The following is a 15,975-nucleotide window of genomic DNA, read 5'->3' on the forward strand; positions in this document are numbered from 1 at the left end:
CTGGCCGGCGGTGTACACGCCCGGCATGCCCTTCGTGACGTCGGCGGCATCCGCACTCGCTACGGACCCTCGCCAAGGGTTACCTCCTCACCGATCTGGGAACTCGGCGGTTGCAGTTCGGAGTATGGTCACTCCACCGAGGCCGAGAGCATGCACCCGTCGGGTGATGTCAGCACCATCAGTTCTCGACCATCGGCGGTCTGGGCAGGGACGAGCCGATACCCGTGTCCGTTACGCCCACGGCGGTAGTACTCACGGCGCGCGGTCAGATCGCGCTCGGGGAACTTCTCGGGCGATACCAGCAGTTCGTCGGCGACGCCCGTCCGCAGTCGGAGAGTTTGCTGGCCCAGCGCGATCCGGGTGCTTTCGCACCTGAACGTCGCGCCCTGTGCGTACACCGGTTCGAGCGACCTCGTTCTCGCCCTGACCGACTGCGAATCGGCACGGAGGGTGTGTCTCGTTACCGGTTGCCCGGCGAAGTTGTGGAGCCGTACTTGGTCCTCGATTAGGGCTTCCCGGGCGGCGTCGCCAGCATCGACCGCAGCGGAGTAGGCCGCGTCGTCCTCGTCGAACTGGCGGTGCCTTCGCGCGGACACCGAGCTCTCCCTCTCTCGGATGACAGCCACGACATCCTGCTGTGTGCTGACGGTCGGGGCGCCTACCTCCACCGCGTAGGCGCAGATGCGGCGCCCCTTGAAGCCCGCGCCGACTACGATCCTGCGCATCGGCACCCCGGGGATCTGACTCGGGACGAGCACCTGCTCCACCCCGCGGGCCAGTTGCCCGATCGTTTTGCGGGGACCGGACGTCGTACCTTTCGCCTCGACCACAACGACCTGTGATAGCCGGTTGTCTTCATGGCAGTACCAGAAGTAGTCGGGCTTGTGCGACCTCAGCCCACTCATCGAAATCCCCAAAACTGGATCATACGAGACAGCATCGGCGTCGACGACCGACGCCGGCTTGTCGAGGATCAGCTGTTCGACCACGTCGGTTGCGATAGCGATGCCGAACTGCTCGGAGAGGATGGTTCGCTGGTGGAACCGCACCTGGTCGGTCAACGCGGACAAGCAGAGGTCCGGCCGATGGTCGGAGAACGCCCAGAGGTATCGCGTGATTGCCCAGCGGCTCGCGGTCCGTAGAGCAGTCAGCCCAGCCATGCCCGCAGCCCCGGCGGTACCGAGACCGGGCAGGGCGCTGGTGGTCTTGCCGAGGGCGAGCAGGATCTCAAGAGGCCGGACATCCTTGCGCAACGTCAAGGACATCAGCTCGGGCACCGGTCGGACGTCGACCTCGGCTCGCAAGGAACTGTTCGACAGCTCCTTGCGGACCGAGTCCACAAGGTCCCACGTCGACAAGATTTCGTACGCACCCGGCTCGGCCAGCGTTTCTGGCAGCAACTGCGCGATCCCCCTTCAGTGGTGATGACCTACTCCGATACCGTGAGGAGAAGCGGCGGTATCGGGGCTATCCGGTCAGTGGTAGTCCTTTGAACACCCAGCGGCGGTGCCATTCCAGATGCTCGTTCGCCGGCATGGCAGTTCCGGGCCTCGGCTTGAGGGACCTGCCGTGTAGGTCGTGAATCGCACGGCCGGCGTCGGTGCGGGAACTGTAGATCGCGGAGACGTGGATGCATAGGTTCAGGTCGACGCCGAGGGCTCCATGATCAAAGAGCTTGTGGTGCAGCGCGCAGAGCGCCAGCCCGTTGTCCGGATCGTCAGGACCCTCCAGAGCGAACCAGCGCACGTGGGCAGCGTCGATGCCCACGGTGGCACCGTGTAGCTGCCCGTCGAACCCGCAGAAAGCGCACTGCCGGTCCCATGCCTGGATGATCAGCTCCCGCCAACTCGGGTCACGTCGCCGCTTGGATGCACCCATTGGGTCGGGCACGGTGTCAGCGGCGTGGAGCACCGTGGCCGGCTCAAGGCCGACCGCGCTGAGTAGGTCCGGGGCGATCGTGTCCGGGAAATAGCTTTCGACCAGCGCACGAGCAACCGAGGCAACCAATCCAGGGTCACCGGCCAGCGCCTCCTCCACGCCAGGAGCAAACCGTCCGGTGATTGACCCAGCAGCCAGCGTGCCAACGGTGTCCATCGGGACATCACGGTCAAGAACCCAGATGCCGTCCGACCGGAGCCGGGTGAACGGGTATGCCACACTCTGGGCCCGACTCGTCTTCGACGCCGGACCGAACTCCGCGATCAAACCTCCCAGCTGGGTCTGTGCATCTCGCCATGGCAACGCACTGGAGCCGGTGGTCGCCAACCGCCCCAACGCCAGCAAGACCAGCAGCGGCTTGTGGGGAGCCCGACGTCCATCACGTTGGTGGAGCCGAAGCGTGGCAATCCGAGCCAGCAGTCCGACGCGACTCTCCGCCACCAGCCCATCGTTGTTCGTCATCGCCGCCGATTCTCGCATCCGGGTATGTCGAGGCAAGCTCGCGCCGGGTCCACTCGCGATCCGCGCCGTATAGGCATCGACCTTGGCCGAGGTGGCGTGCCGACGGCGGCTCATCGCCGCCAGCGAGGCGCCCGGCGCGCTCATCGTTGACGTCCTCGACGAGACCGCCAGTTCGCCCTGGCTCGACCTGCGGGTTTGCCTTACCAGCAGTTAATCGGTGCGTCGGCCGACCACCGGAAGTCCGGCGCTAGCGCGGACGCCGCCGGACCGGCGATACACCGCCTGCATCTGCGCCGGTAACGCATGCGGCAACAACCTGTTCAAGAGCAGCACCTTCAGGCGCTGCGCAACGTACCCTCTACGTCGAGCACCAGCGAACAAATGAGAGCAGACACTACACAACGTCACCTTCGCGTTGTCTCGAATGGCTTAGTGAGCTGCGGAGATTGTCGACCGCCGGGGTCAGGCGTGCGCGCTCGTCATCGTCGGCGGCGATGGTCTCGAGCAGAAAGGTCATCAGCCGGGTGAGTGCGGGTGCCGGTTCGGCGTGCGGGTGCCGGGCGCGGGTGAATTTGTCGAGCGCGGGCTTCGTCGATCCGGTCGGAGTGTCGAGGGCTTGGGCGCACCGGGCGATCCCCATCAGGGTCCAGGCGGCGAAGTCCCGGTCGTTAAGCCCGGTGCGGAGGTCAGCTTGGTCGACGAGGTCGGCGAACAGATCTCGGGCCGCGCTCGGTCCCTTGGCACGCCGGACGGCGACACCCTGGAGGGCCAGGACGATTAGCGCGTCGGTGCCGCTGTACCGCCGGGCCATCGTGGCCTCGCGGGCAGCGTGGTCGAACCGGCCCTCGTGCATCCGAACCACGCTGAGGGTCGAGCGGGCCTGGAGGGCTACGACTGAGTCGTGGGCGGGAAGGGCCAGCGAAACCGCCTCGCGTGCGAGTCGTTTCGCCTGGTCGTAGTGCCCCTGAGCCAGTCGCAGGTCTGCCTGTACGTCCAGATAGGCTGCCCGCAGAGACCCAACTTCCTCGGTTTCGTCGCGGACGGCATCGAGCAGCGCCTCGGCTTCCCGGAACTGCTCGGTCTCGACGTGCAGGCGTGCCAGCCGCAACTCGAGCGGGATCCGGCGACCGGGATGCGGCCCTGCGGCGCGCAGCGCCTGGGCCAGGTACTGCCGCGCGAGGGTGTACTGGCCGTCGCGTCGGTGGCACCGGGCCATCCCAGCGAGCGATCCAGCACGCACCACCGGATCCTCCGGCGCCATCTTGAGTGCCTTCTCAAAGTCGGTGAACGCGTCCCCCACGTTCCCCTGTGCCCACTTCAGGCCGGCGAGATTTACCAGGATCCTGGCTCGCCAGACCGGATTGTCGTCACCGGCGCGTGTCAAAGCGGTCTGGAAAAATTCCGTCGCGCGCCCGAAGTGGCCGCTGGCGTGGTGCAGGTAGCCGAGCACGTTGTAGTTGGCCGATTGTTCGGTATCCCCAATCTGATCTGCGACGACCCGCCGTGGCCTCCGAAACAGCATAAGGGGATTACCGTCTGCGGACGTGGCTTCGATATCCTCGATCGACCGGAAGGCCCCGTCTGCCCGTTCGGCACGCAGCCAGGCGTCGACCTCGGCCAGGTACGACTGCGGATTGGCCCAGTCACAATGGCGGTCGGCCTGGCGTCGCGCCCGCAACAGCCAGGCGGCGTCGATCAGCAGCCGCCGATCAGCCGCGATGCCCTCCCGATCGATCTTTTCTCGCCAGATCAGCACCTGGCCTGCCTCGGCCGGTCCGAGAAAGAAGGTCTGCTGGTAGCGGTCGGCGTGGATAGCGTGTCGACTCAGCCCGACCAACTCGTCGCGGACGACGTCCAACCTGAGCTCGTAGCCGCGTGGGCGGAACTTGTTGACCAATGCCCGGACCATCGCGGCGTCGACCGGCGTAGCGAACGAGGCGACGGCTCGGTAAATGTCCCGACGGTCGGAGTCGAACGCTGCAGTCATCCGACTCCGCAGACGGTCACCGACACCGTCCACGCCGGTCCGGGCAGCCCAGCGGTGCACTTCGCCGGCCAGGGCGAGCGGCGTCGTGTCCCGGTCCGATTCCAGGACCGAGTCGAACAGCTGGGCGAGGCGCGGTCTGCCGCCGAGATCCCTACGGACCTCATCAAGCCGGCGGTCGTCGAGCGATGACAGCAGCCCGCTGCGGCCACCCGCGCTCCGCTCGACGAACTTGCGGAAGAAATCAAGCGGTAGGCCGTCCACCGCGATCCTGCAGGCCGAGTCGGCCCAGGTCCCGCCGGCCCCCGCCACTGGCAATACTTCGGAGATCACCACGACCTTGATACCGTGCCGCGGACCAGTGGCAATCAAGTCGAGGGCCTCGTCGAGGGCGAGGTCGGTCAGCTTGTGGTCGTCATCGAGTAATCGTTCGACCGAGTCAAGCACGATGACGTGCCGCTTCTTCGTCCGGCCACGCAGAATGGCCTCCAGTTGCCCGAGTGGCGAACTGTCCAGTGGTAGATCCCTCCCGACGTCCACCCCACCCAAGTTCAGGGCGTGCACCAGGGTGTCCACGGTCGGAGAGAACGCCGGTGTCACCAGATACCAATCGTGGTCGATCTTTGCGTCGGCGAGGACACGCCCAACAAGCTCGGTCTTGCCGACTCCGGCCGGGCCATGCACCACGATCAACCGCGACCGCAGGTCACCCAAAGCCCACCGGAACCGGAACCGCTCGCCGCGACGATCCACGAAAAACCCGAACACCTGCCGCGCCTGCTCAGCCACCGTCGAGGTAGACCCGGTCACCCGACCGTCCTGGCGGCGCTGTGAGAACGCCACCCGCAGGGCAGCGATCCCGACCAGCAACGACAAGACGCTGGCGAACTTGTCACTGCGGTCGAGCGCCCGCAGTAGCCAGTTGTCCTGCTCGTCGCTAATCAGACTCCACCATCGGGGCACGTCACCGACCATCAGTACCATGCCCGAGGCGAGCGCCATCGCCCCTACCCAGAGTGATCGGGATCTGACTAGACGCACCATAGTGTCATCATGAGGGTCTGGATCGCCACCGGAACTCCTCCTATGCGCCGGAAATCCGCTGGACGCCGTCGCTACGAGAGGTGACCGGCGCGCAGGGCGGCCATGACCACCCGGACGTCTAGGAGCGACGGCGCGGCCCGGGGATACCTCAGGACCGCGACCTCGTCGAAAACCCGCTGGTCAAAGTCCGCGTCCGACAGGTGCTGCCAGTCTGTGTGCTGCTGGGCGACGGCCAGGATGTCGTCCCGTTCCTGCGGGGCGACCCGGATATGGAGCATCTTGGCCTGCCTGACGATCTCCCGGTCCTCCTCGGTGATCGGGAGAAACGACCCGAGCCCGAGTTCATTGTCGACGACCATACTTCGACGCTAGGACTGACTGGCCGGGCAGTTCCATGACATGAATCCGGCGGGCTCCCGCCGCGTTCGCGCCGGTATCGCGCCTTGCTCCTTACCCTCGTCGCCATGGATCTCGCGGTGATCGACCCTCTGCCGATGTACCGGCACGGGGTCATCGCCGTGCTCTCTGCAGCCGGATACCAGGTCGGCATTCCGGCGGATCCTCTGAAGTGGGCGCGTCAGAGTGATGGCGGCCTGATGCTGCTGACACTGGCCACCGCGACGGACTGGAACCTGCTCGATCGACTACGGCAGGAAGCTCCGCAGCAGCGCGTTATCGCAGTGCTGAGCGAGGAGGCGGCAGGCCTGGGCGCGCGGGCGGTACGTGCCGGAGCACGGTCGGTACTACCCCGCGAGGTCACCGCGGCTGCCCTCCGACGTACCGTGGAGGCGACGATTGATGGGCAAACGGTCCTGCCCGCTGCAGTGGCCGCCGCTCTCACGGGTACGGAGACTGAGCCCATAGTCACGGCGGATCAGCTGGCCTGGCTACGCCACCTCGCGGCCGGAATGACGGTCGCCGAACTGGCCCGATTGGCCGGCTATTCCGAGCGCGCGATGTTCCGCCTATTGCAAAGCCTGTACCGACGGCTCGGCGCCCGCACACGGATCGAGGCGATCGTCCGCGCCCAGGAACGAGGGTGGTTGCTCCCCAGTGGGCCTGACCCGGTTTGACGGACATCCGAGATCAGGGGGCTGTGGGCCCTCGGGAGGATGTTCATCATGGAAGGCATGGGGAAGAAGCCGCGCCGCCGCGTCGGGCGTTTACGCCGGGGTTCAAGGCGGAAATCGTTGAGGTGTGCCGGCGGGGTGACTGCACGATTGGTCAGTTAGCGGTATTGGCGCTTGGCCGGTTGCCTCGCCGCGCACTGTCGCGGGCAGGCGTGGTGCCAGTGGGGTGATCGATCGAGCCCGCTGCTCTTCGTCTGGCTCCAATCGGGCGAACTGCACCAGCCGGCGCAACGCCCTCTGGTCCTCGGCGGGCGGCCGCCTCGGCGGCGCGCCGGCGTTGGCTCCTTCCCGGCGTAAGTGGTAGGCAGCTCAGCTGCCGGCGCCGGCGGTCGTGGTCCGGGTCGGCCGGATCGAGCTCCCCGGAGCTGGCCTCGGGATGACCTCCACGATGGCCGGGCCTGGTGGTAGCCGTTGCTCGCTCGGGACGTACGCGGCACCCTCGGCAAGAAGCGACTCGACGGCGCGCGACGTCATATCGGTATGATTGTGCCAGGACACCCGCCTGCAGCGCGTTGCGCTGGTCCGGTCCGAACAGCGCGCTCACCAACAGCGCGTCGGTCTGTCCTGGTGGCGCTGGACCGAGACCACCCCATTCGTTGGCCCTGAGTTATGCGTCGACCTCGAATGCCGGGACATACCCGTGCCCGGCGCCGAGGTCTTCATAGATCTTTGTCGGGGCGACTCTGTTCCAGCGGTGTCCGAGGAGCAGTGCGAGGCCGCCCGGTCCGGCGAGGAAGAGGTGGACGCGACTGGCGGGTTTGCGTTCTAGGTCTTGGCGGATGGCGTTACGTAGTGCCTGGGCGTAGGCGACGGCCTCGCCAGGGCCGGCGACGGACTGGTCGTGGGCGCCGTCGGCGGGTAGGAGGGTGAGGATTCTGTCGATCGGGAGGTCCGCGTCGGTGACGTATCGGGTGACTGCGGTCGTGGGGTCGAGACTCATGCCGATGGCCACGGCCAGTTCTTTGCCGGCGCCGACGATGGTGCTGGCGTTGTTGGGGGCGGGGACCGGTAGGTGTTTCGCATTCGATGCCCAGGCGACGCCGTTCTGCAGGTAGGTGATGGTGTTGCCGGTGACCTGGGCGAGGCGGGCGCCGACGGTGAAGAAGGTGGCCTGGCGCATGAAGCCGCGCAGGACGATATTGGTGTGGCCCTGGGCAGTGAGGGTGTCGACGGCTTGGTCGATGTCGTCGCTCATGGTGGCCCAATCCGCCGGGTCGCGGGGTTGGCGTCGCAGCGGTGGCGTGTCGCCGTCATACAGGTCGACCCAGTCGAGGACGACGGCGGCGTCGTCCGGGTGCGGTTCGCGCTTGATCGCCTGGACGAGAAGTACGGCGCGAGGATCGTCGGCGTGCAGGTCCACTCGCTCCACTTCCTTGCGGATGTCCTCGGGGGTGAGGATCCGCCTGCCTTCGCGTACCCATTTGTCGATGAGGGCAACACCGCAGTCGAGGGCCTCCTTGTCGGCTAGCAGCCCGTTGGCGAGCATGAGGGCCTGTGCTCGGTCCTGTTCGCTGCTGACGGTCAGGCCGACCTTGAAGAGGAGGCCGTCGAGCATGGCGAGCACGTCATCGCGGTTGCATTGCAGGTGTGTCGCCCATTCATCGACGCGGAGTCCCGCCGGGGTGGTGAGACCTGCGAGGCGTGCCGCCGGGTTGAGGCAGTCGGAGCGTCCGTCAACGAGGCTCAGCAGCGGGTCGGCGGGGTCGAGCGCCCGGTTGGTGGTCAGTTCCAGGCTCGGTGGGACGTCGTCACGGTGGCGCAGCAGTTTCCAGCTCCCGTGGAACTTTTGCAGCAGCGACTTGCCCTTCTTCGGCACGTCGGTGAGGTAGGCGTCGTTGATGAGGTCGGCGGTCTTGGCCGCCCACTTCACCTGCGCATGTCGGTGTCGACCGGCGCTGGCGCGCAGGATGACGTCGTCCACGTTGCCGGCGCCGTTGACTTCGATCTCCAGTTGGTTGTACCCGCTCCCGGCTTGGAGGACGCGCAGAGCGGCTGACCAGGCGATGAGGTCCTGGTAGTAGAACCCGGATCGCAAGGCTCCCACCCGGGACAGCGAGCCGGCGGCAGGTTCGGGTTCGGGCGAGGTCATCGGCGGTCCTCCGTTGAGGTCGGGCATTGGTCGTCGGTGGTCAGGATCAGAGGTACGGCGACCGCCTGGTTACCGAAGCAGGTCCAGGCGTACGCCGCCGGGCGGTCCCACTCCGGGTTCGCGACGGCGATGATCGCGACGATGGTCTCGAAGCCGAGGTCGGGGTCCGCGAGCAGCCGCGCATACGTGGCAAGATCGCGTTCGCTCGGGACCGGGGCTGCGGCGAGGTGGGTGTGCCATTCGCCGACCCAGATGCTGCCGTCGTGGGTGAAAGCGTCGTGAGCGAGCTGCTGGGCGTGCCCGAGGTCGCGAAGGAAGAAGGCGGGCTGCCGCACGGCCGCTGGCCCAGGGCGGCCGGCGACCCGGACTTCCGCCACGCCGTCGTGAAGGTGGCCGAGCAGGATGCCTCCCGTCTCGTTGCCGTCCTGGGAGCGACCGCACTCCCGGCCGATGACGGCGTGGGCGGCGGCCGTGAGGTGGACTCGCTGGATCGGCGGGTCGGCCGTCACGGTTCCTCGCAGGTGGGACATCCGGGTACGGGCGGGCGGGCATCCAGCCAGCGCAGTTCTCCTACGCGTGTCAGGTCGAACGGCGGCGGCCAGCCCAGTTGCGGGCGTAGCGCAAGCAGTCCGTGATCGCCGGGCAGCCGCTGGTCCGGGTGGCCGGCGCGTTCCAGCAGCGTGGCGACGGCGGCCTTGGCCGCGAGTTGACCGACCAGGTGGAGGTCTGACCCGACCGCAGTCATGGGCCGGTGGCGGGTGCCGTTGCCGTAGCCGGCGTCCAGGGCAGGTTCGGGATCGATCGCTCCGGCATCGGTGAGTGCCTGTCGTTGGCAGACCAGGCATCCCCGGTCCGGCCACGGCCGTAGCCGCAGGATCTCACCGATACCGCCGTCTTCCAGCACGCAGGCGAGCACGGCGTCCAGCCCGGCGCGACGGGCCAGGTGGCTGATGACCCGGCGCGGCGCGACGCCGTCGGCGGTGCACACGACGAGGTCGCTGCGAGCCAGCAGCGGCCGCACCTTGTCGGCGTCACGGATGACATCGAGGGCGTACGGCTCGATGCTCGTGCCGGGGCGCAGTTGTTCAAGATCGTCCCGCAGGGCGAAAGCCTTCATCTTGCCGACCTGCGCCGGGCCGCTAACGTGGCGCACGAGGTTGTGCCACAGCAGGCGGTCCGGGTCGACGAGCAACAACCGGCCCACCCCGTAGTCCGCGAGGGCGTGCACCGTGGCGCCGCCGATGCTGCCGGCCCCGACTACGGTCACCGTTGCTGCGGCCAGGGCCTCGACCGGCCAATGCGGGGCGAGTTGCACGTTGCCGACGACCTGCGGCTCGCACGCCACGTCCAGAGGGTTGACGCCGCCGGCGGTCACCTGCCAGGCCGCGAACTCGGCGATCCCGACCCCTGGATGGCCGGTTTCTGCGTCGGGCGCGTAGGTCAGCGCGATGTAGCCGCCGCCGCCCGGGTGTTTGAATCCGGACGGCACCAGTTCGGCGAACGCGGACACCGGCAGCGCGCCGTTACGACACCGCGCGTATTCCCAGGCAACGTGCAGGTCGGTGGCCACCCGGTACCAGTAGCCGACCGGGCGGGCGTCTCCGAAGTTGAGGAAGTGCGTGGGAGGTGTCATCCGCACCGGCGAGATCGATCCCTCCTTCACCGAGATGGCGCACAGGAAGCCTGCGTTCTGAGGGCCGGAGACCTTGAAGGTCGCGCTACCGTGGCTGCCCGCACTCCTCAGCAATTCGGCGCCCTCGCGCGGGACGATGACCAGGAGCCGACTCACGGGACGCCGTCCGGGTTCGCTTGTTGCTCAGGGGAACCGCCGGTGCTTTCCGCGGCCACGGCGACCAGGTGATCAGACTGCTCGTCGTCGACGATGCCGCGCAGAGTCATCGCCTCGATCACGCCCGCCCTCATCAGTGCGTACTCGAGCCGCCAGCCGGCCGCTTTCAGCAGCAGGTCAGTCACGGAGCCGCGGCCGTTCCAGGTCGCATCGTCCTGCAACAGGCACAGGCTGCCGTCGCCGTTGACGTGCCACTTGTGATCCGTCCGCTCGGCGATACCGGGTTCCGGATCCTGCGGGTAGATCAACGGAGCGACCATCGGGTAGGCGTGCCCGTACACGAGGGCAACCTCCAGACCCTCCTCGCCGACCAGCGTCCGTAGGCCGGCTGGCTCCGGCCGGTCGAACGGCCACCGAGGCAGCCGCCCAATCCATCCGCCCGCGCCTTGACCAACCCACTGCAATCCGGGAAACCGTTCGCCGACCTCGGCCTGGTCACGGGCGAGCCGGCGCGGCTCGCACTGCCACCAGGTCACCGCGTCGCCGTCGTCAGATGTCATCGCTCAGCCTTGCGGAGCGTCCTTGATCGGCCGGGGCAGGATGAGCGCCGGTCCGGTCACCGCCGGGCTGACCTTCTTCTTCACCGGTGCCGGGAAGTCCTCGCCGAAGACTTCCTGCCAGGCCCGCAGCGCCTCGTCCGTGTCGCCGTCCGCAGCGTGGGCGCACGCCCGCGTAGCGATCTCCGACGCCTCTTCCAGCGCGGTCCGTAATCCGACCTTGTCCAGATCCGGCTGGATCAGGCCGCAGTGGCCTGCCGGGTCCTCGATCGGTGTGTTGACCCGAACGGCCGCAGCCGTGAAGAACGCCCGCAGCGCCTCCGCCCGGCTCCCGGAGCGGGGCATGCATTCGAGCGCCAAGACCTCGATCAGCAGCGACTTGATCTTGCCCTCGACCTTCACGGAGCGCCGCCAGTCCTTGAGAACGCGCACGATAGGCCGGAAGTACGACCAGTCCGCCTGGTGGTCGGCCACGCGCCGGATCAGGTCTTCCGGGTCCGCGGTCACCCACCTGTGCGACAGCGCCTCCGGGATCAGCAGCGTGCCGTCCGCCTGCCGAAGCGCCGGCATCGTGTCGACCGTGAACGCCTCCGGGTCGTCCGGGTCGTCGATGAAGCACTTCACAGCGTGGTTGCGCCAGCGCGCGAGCCGGACCAGCCTATCGACGGTGCCGTTGGTCGCCCCCAGCAACGCGTTGACCCGTCCTCGGGTGTAGTCCAAGGCCTCCTCGGCAGAATCGCCGGGCAGTCCCCAATCCGAGTGGTCGTCCTCCGCGTACACGACCACTAGGTCCACGTCGTGGATCGGCTTGAGTTGCGTGCTGCGTCGCAGCGAACCCGAACCGAAGACCCCCACCACGTCACTCTCGGCTCCGAGCGCCTTCTTGAAGATGTCGCGTCGAGCGCGGGCGAGCAACACCTGTGCCGGGTCGGCGTCCACCGCCTTCTGAAGGGCATCGAAAGCTTCGTTAACTCCCATTTGTCCTCTTCTGATCAAACTGGCATGGAGCGTAAGTAAGTGGTACTGCCGGTACAGGTACGTCGGCCGAGGGGGTAACCCGCCGTAACCAACCGCCTCGCCGAGCCGCCAATTCCCGGAGGCGCCGAACTTACCGCTGGGGTGTGACACTTCGGCCATCGAGACGGATGCACGCGGGAAGCCCGCAGGCCGGCTCTCGGACCCGGTCGGGCTGCCATGGTTGACGGCGGATCGAGGCCCAGTGCGCCCTCTCATTGATCTTGACAGGTTCCGGAGTAGCGTCACGTTCCGCGCAGCGCAGGTCAGCGATCGCCACTCTGTAAGCTGCGCAAGGCCGGTCGATTGAATCGCGGCCCATTGCTCCGCCGGCTTACTCCGGCTCGGTGTGCAGCGGATACCTCACAGCCAGCGCGCCCTGAGCGTCCGAAACCCTCCGCTATGGATCTCGTAGTAGGCGTCGGGCTCCTCCACCAGCAGGGCGAGCTGTTCCTTCAGGTACTCGCGCCGGCTGACCGCCATGTCGGCGCAGGTGTCAAGCGCCTCATGCCATCCAGCCGCAGGCTGGTACCCATCGCCGAAGTTGAAGATCGTCAGACTCGGCGGCACGGCGATGACTCGATAGCCGTCCGCCTCCCGTCGGACGCAGGAGTAGAGCACGCTGTTCTTGCAGGGCGTCAGTCGATCAAAGGACATGATGCGCTCGTGGTTCCGCGCCAGCTGAGCCTGCTTCTGCCGCCGCAATTTGCTACTGGTGTAGTTCTCACTTCGACCGTGGATCAGCACGAACCGCGGACTGAGCTTCCTGTCCTCGATGAAGCTCCGGAGCCCGTACTGATCAATGAACAGGTCGCGGTTGTATCCCGCGTCGAACCAGGCCCGCCATTCGGCGAGCTGCCCTTGGGCGTGCGCCAGGTCGCTGTGGATCTCGGCTCGATCACCGTAGAGCCACTGCTTGTGCGGTGTCTCGATCTCGATCAAGATCGGGAATACCTCGGTACTGTGCACAGCGATCCACATGAAGTCCGGATGGCGGTCGCTCAGTCCGGGAAGCTTCGGCTGCGAGATGACGGCCATCGGGTACGGCGAGTGTCCGGAGTCGCCATCAACCGTATGGCTGCCTGGCAGCAGGCACGGGTGCCGCTCCAGAAACGCTTGAACAAGGCGCTCGTCTCGTGACTCCTCGCTGTCGATGAACTGCCGCCATCGCTCCAACAGCAGCCTGCTGTAGACCTCCTCGACCGGGCGCCCAGGCGCCGTGCGCTCATTCTCCGCAGGGTATCCGGGCAAGTGGCCAACAAACGGGGTCCGGAAGTCCGTCTCGGTCACGCGGGCAGCGTACGCTGGCGCGCCCATATGCGGTCGAGGATGGGCGGCTCAACGCGGTCAGCTCGGTCTCGTGGGAGCCATCCCCAACGGGCCAGTCGACATGGCCCAGTCAGGACTCGGCCCACACGGGAACGAGTGGTTTCGGCTCCCCGAACTCGATCCGGTCGACATGGTTCCAGGAGACCTGTGCCCAGAACACCGCCTTGAAGACGACATGCCCGATGGCAGCCGTCCAGTTGAACGCCGCGACCTCAAGGCCGGTCAGCGAGTCCTGACACCGCCGCTGACTGGTGTGGCGACCTTGCCGACACCGACGTAGCCCAGCGCCCTGCAGAGGTCCGCGAGGCGTTGACTCGGGCGGGGCCTGTGAGGATAGCCACCTTGACGCCGACATCTCCCGCAGAGCGCCGCAGCAGCCCGGCGGGCAGGCTTCAACTCTTCATACAGACCGGACTTCTTGCGCTACGGCGACCGGCTCGATCTGCCCGACGACCGGACGGCACTGGCGGCATGGATCCTTGAGGGGATCATGGTTGCGGATTCCGAGTGGCACGGCCTGTCGCAGGACGCCGCGGGGGCGTCAACCCAGCCTGCGACGCCGTCTGCGGCCTACGCAGAGCCCTGATGGCGTAGTGGCGGCTGGTGCCGCGCCGGAGATACCTCGCGCCCTTCCTTCATCACTCTCGATGCACAACCCCCTCTGATCGGGGGAGGTCAGGTCGACAAATGTGCAAGTGGCCGAGTCTTGCGGAGGGCCGCATCGTTGTCCATCCATATTGACGGCTACGACTGTTAACGAAGCCTCGACATGGGGAGGGTCCTGATGCAGTATGCGCCGGAGTTGAACGGTCCTGACCTGCTCGGCTGGTGGCTCCAGCAGCCGGACCGGCGAGGCCGCCTGCGGGCGCGGCGCCCGACACCACCAGATCCCGTGGGCATACGGTTCGCCTTCTATGGGCGGATGTCGACCCGGGAGTTCCAGGATCGGCTGTCGTCGGCGCGGTGGCAGCGCGACTTCGCCGAGGAGGTGATCGACGGGCGGGGCGTGATCGTGGCCGAGTTCTTCGACGTCGGCTATTCCCGGCAGGTGCCCTGGCCACGTCGCCCGCAAGCCGCGCGGTTGCTGGCAGCCCTGGCCGATCCCGGCCGCAGGTTCGATGCGGTGGTCGTGGGCGAGTTCGAGCGGGCCTTCTACGGCAACCAGTTCCGCGACCTCGCGCCGCTGTTCAAGCTGTACGGCGTGCAGCTGTGGCTGCCCGAGCTCAACGGCCCGGTCGACACCGGCAACGAGCATCACCTGTCACTACTGGCCCTGCTCGGCGTGCACTCGAAACGGGAGGTCCAGCGCTCCCGGTTTCGGGCGAAGGCGGCCATGTGCGCCCAGGTGATCGAGCAAGGCCGTCATCTCGGCGGCCGGCCGCCGTACGGATACCGCCTCGTTGCGGTGGGACCGCACCCGAACCCGGCCCACGCCAAGTGGGGACGCGTGGCCCACCGACTGGAACCCGACCCATCCACCGCGCCGCACGTGCAGTGGATGTTCGCCCAACGCCTCAGCGGGCGCAGCGTCGCCGGGATCACCCGCGACCTCAACCACCGGCGCGTCCCATGCCCGTCCAGCGTTGACCCCGGCCGCAACCCGCACCGCAGCGGCGCGGGATGGACCCTGCGCACGGTGGCGTCGATCCTGGCCAACCCTCGCTACACCGGCCGGCAAGTCTGGAACCGGCAGCACACCGACCGCGGCCCGCTCGACGCCGCCGATGATCTTCTTGGTCAATCGGAGGTACGCCGCTGGAACCTGATGCAACAGTGGGTCATCTCCCGGGACATCGCGCATCCGCCGCTGGTCAGCGAACACGACTTCGTCGCCGCCCAACAGGCAAACGCCCGGCCTGCACCGGCCGACAACGAAAGCGGACGCTACCTGCTCACCGGACTGATCCGCTGCCAGGAATGCGACCGGATCCTCGACGCCCACTGGGTCAACAAGCACGCCGCCTACCGCTGCCGCCACGGCCATCGCAGCTCAACGGCAGATGGGATGGCCCGCCCGCGCAACGTCTACATCCACGAAGCCAAAGCGATCAAGCAAGTTGCCCAATGGCTCGGCATCCCGGCCGCCGACCCCAACGCCGTTGTAGCCGCGCTACTCGAACACGATGTCCACGTCACCTGCGCCATTGGCGGAACGCTGACCATCACCAAGGTCCCCACCTGGTCGGCGATACACGATCACCCGCGATCCCGCACCAGCGCCGAGTCACCCTTAGCAACCGTGAAGACCACCCGTGGGGGTTAACGTGTCCGAGCCTCGATGAATTTCGGCCTTTCTCATCGACTCTGCACACAAAGTACCCTTCCACCGTTCATGGTGTCCATTTTGTCACCCTACCGGGTAGCCGCAATCCACACCAGCGCGGCGATGCGCCAGCTCATCGCCGCCCGCCACCGCTGGATGACCGTGGTCCAACTACCCGCGTATGCACCCGACCTCACTCCCGTCGAGGGCCTGTGGTCAACGATGAAGTCCAGGCTGGGAAACCTCGCCGTCGACGGGGTGGACCACCTCGCCGCGATCATCCGCAACCGCCTCAAACGCATCCAATACCGACCCGATCTGGTCCCCGGATTCCTCGTCCAGGCCGGACTCAGCCGGGAACCAGAACCACCATGAC

At 67.1% G+C, this 15,975-nt stretch carries 13 protein-coding genes; 3 read left to right on the forward strand and 10 right to left on the reverse strand.

Annotated features, from left to right (window positions below):
• Positions 1 to 128: 128 nt before the first annotated feature.
• The 4 genes from Pma05_RS39760 to Pma05_RS39775 all read right to left on the reverse strand — a co-directional run bounded on the left by Pma05_RS39760 (position 129) and on the right by Pma05_RS39775 (position 5,787).
• On the reverse strand, positions 129 to 1,400 hold the full coding sequence (locus tag Pma05_RS39760; protein ID WP_203862709.1) for a hypothetical protein: 1,272 nt from the start codon (positions 1,398 to 1,400) through the stop codon (positions 129 to 131).
• Between the two features lie 67 nt (positions 1,401 to 1,467).
• A complete protein-coding gene (locus Pma05_RS39765) occupies positions 1,468 to 2,400 on the reverse strand; it encodes a phosphorothioated DNA-binding restriction endonuclease (protein ID WP_344922408.1) in 933 nt (310 codons plus the stop codon).
• Between the two features lie 394 nt (positions 2,401 to 2,794).
• Complete coding sequence (locus Pma05_RS39770; RefSeq protein WP_203862711.1) at positions 2,795 to 5,386, reverse strand: tetratricopeptide repeat protein; 2,592 nt, start codon at positions 5,384 to 5,386, stop codon at positions 2,795 to 2,797.
• Positions 5,387 to 5,499: 113 nt separating this feature from the next.
• Complete coding sequence (locus Pma05_RS39775) at positions 5,500 to 5,787, reverse strand: hypothetical protein (protein ID WP_203862712.1); 288 nt, start codon at positions 5,785 to 5,787, stop codon at positions 5,500 to 5,502.
• A 105-nt stretch (positions 5,788 to 5,892) separates the two neighbouring features.
• Here Pma05_RS39775 and Pma05_RS39780 point away from each other — a divergent pair, with 105 nt between their 5' ends.
• A complete protein-coding gene (locus tag Pma05_RS39780) occupies positions 5,893 to 6,501 on the forward strand; it encodes a response regulator transcription factor (RefSeq protein ID WP_203862713.1) in 609 nt (202 codons plus the stop codon).
• Positions 6,502 to 7,165: 664 nt separating this feature from the next.
• On the opposite strand, the gene Pma05_RS39785 is transcribed toward Pma05_RS39780, so the two are convergent.
• From Pma05_RS39785 to Pma05_RS39810, 6 genes are all read right to left on the reverse strand, one after another.
• Positions 7,166 to 8,647, reverse strand: coding sequence for an SAVED domain-containing protein (locus tag Pma05_RS39785; protein WP_203862714.1), 1,482 nt, complete (start codon positions 8,645 to 8,647; stop codon positions 7,166 to 7,168).
• Positions 8,644 to 9,156 (reverse strand): Mov34/MPN/PAD-1 family protein, encoded by a 513-nt coding sequence (locus tag Pma05_RS39790; protein ID WP_203862715.1) that lies wholly within the window; start codon positions 9,154 to 9,156, stop codon positions 8,644 to 8,646. The genes Pma05_RS39785 and Pma05_RS39790 overlap by 4 nt, the downstream gene beginning before the upstream one ends.
• On the reverse strand, positions 9,153 to 10,436 hold the full coding sequence (locus tag Pma05_RS39795) for a ThiF family adenylyltransferase (RefSeq protein WP_203862716.1): 1,284 nt from the start codon (positions 10,434 to 10,436) through the stop codon (positions 9,153 to 9,155). Before Pma05_RS39795 ends, Pma05_RS39790 begins: the two co-directional genes overlap by 4 nt.
• Complete coding sequence (locus Pma05_RS39800; RefSeq protein ID WP_203862717.1) at positions 10,433 to 10,996, reverse strand: hypothetical protein; 564 nt, start codon at positions 10,994 to 10,996, stop codon at positions 10,433 to 10,435. The genes Pma05_RS39795 and Pma05_RS39800 overlap by 4 nt, the downstream gene beginning before the upstream one ends.
• 3 nt (positions 10,997 to 10,999) lie before the next feature.
• Positions 11,000 to 11,989: a hypothetical protein gene (locus Pma05_RS39805; protein ID WP_203862718.1), complete on the reverse strand. Its 990-nt coding sequence runs from the start codon at positions 11,987 to 11,989 to the stop codon at positions 11,000 to 11,002.
• Between the two features lie 381 nt (positions 11,990 to 12,370).
• The gene (locus tag Pma05_RS39810; RefSeq protein WP_203862719.1) at positions 12,371 to 13,297 is read right to left on the reverse strand and encodes a Shedu anti-phage system protein SduA domain-containing protein; all 927 of its coding nucleotides are present in this window, start codon (positions 13,295 to 13,297) and stop codon (positions 12,371 to 12,373) included.
• An 823-nt stretch (positions 13,298 to 14,120) separates the two neighbouring features.
• On the opposite strand from Pma05_RS39810, the gene Pma05_RS39815 reads away from it, so the two are divergent.
• The gene (locus tag Pma05_RS39815; protein ID WP_203862720.1) at positions 14,121 to 15,599 is read left to right on the forward strand and encodes a recombinase family protein; all 1,479 of its coding nucleotides are present in this window, start codon (positions 14,121 to 14,123) and stop codon (positions 15,597 to 15,599) included.
• Between the two features lie 69 nt (positions 15,600 to 15,668).
• Positions 15,669 to 15,974 carry a transposase gene (locus Pma05_RS39820; RefSeq protein WP_239314111.1) on the forward strand — a complete coding sequence of 102 codons (306 nt, stop codon included), beginning with the start codon at positions 15,669 to 15,671 and terminating at the stop codon, positions 15,972 to 15,974.
• The last annotated feature ends 1 nt before the right edge of the window (position 15,975 follow it).

Source organism: Plantactinospora mayteni (genome assembly GCF_016862935.1).
Classification (GTDB): domain Bacteria; phylum Actinomycetota; class Actinomycetes; order Mycobacteriales; family Micromonosporaceae; genus Plantactinospora; species Plantactinospora mayteni.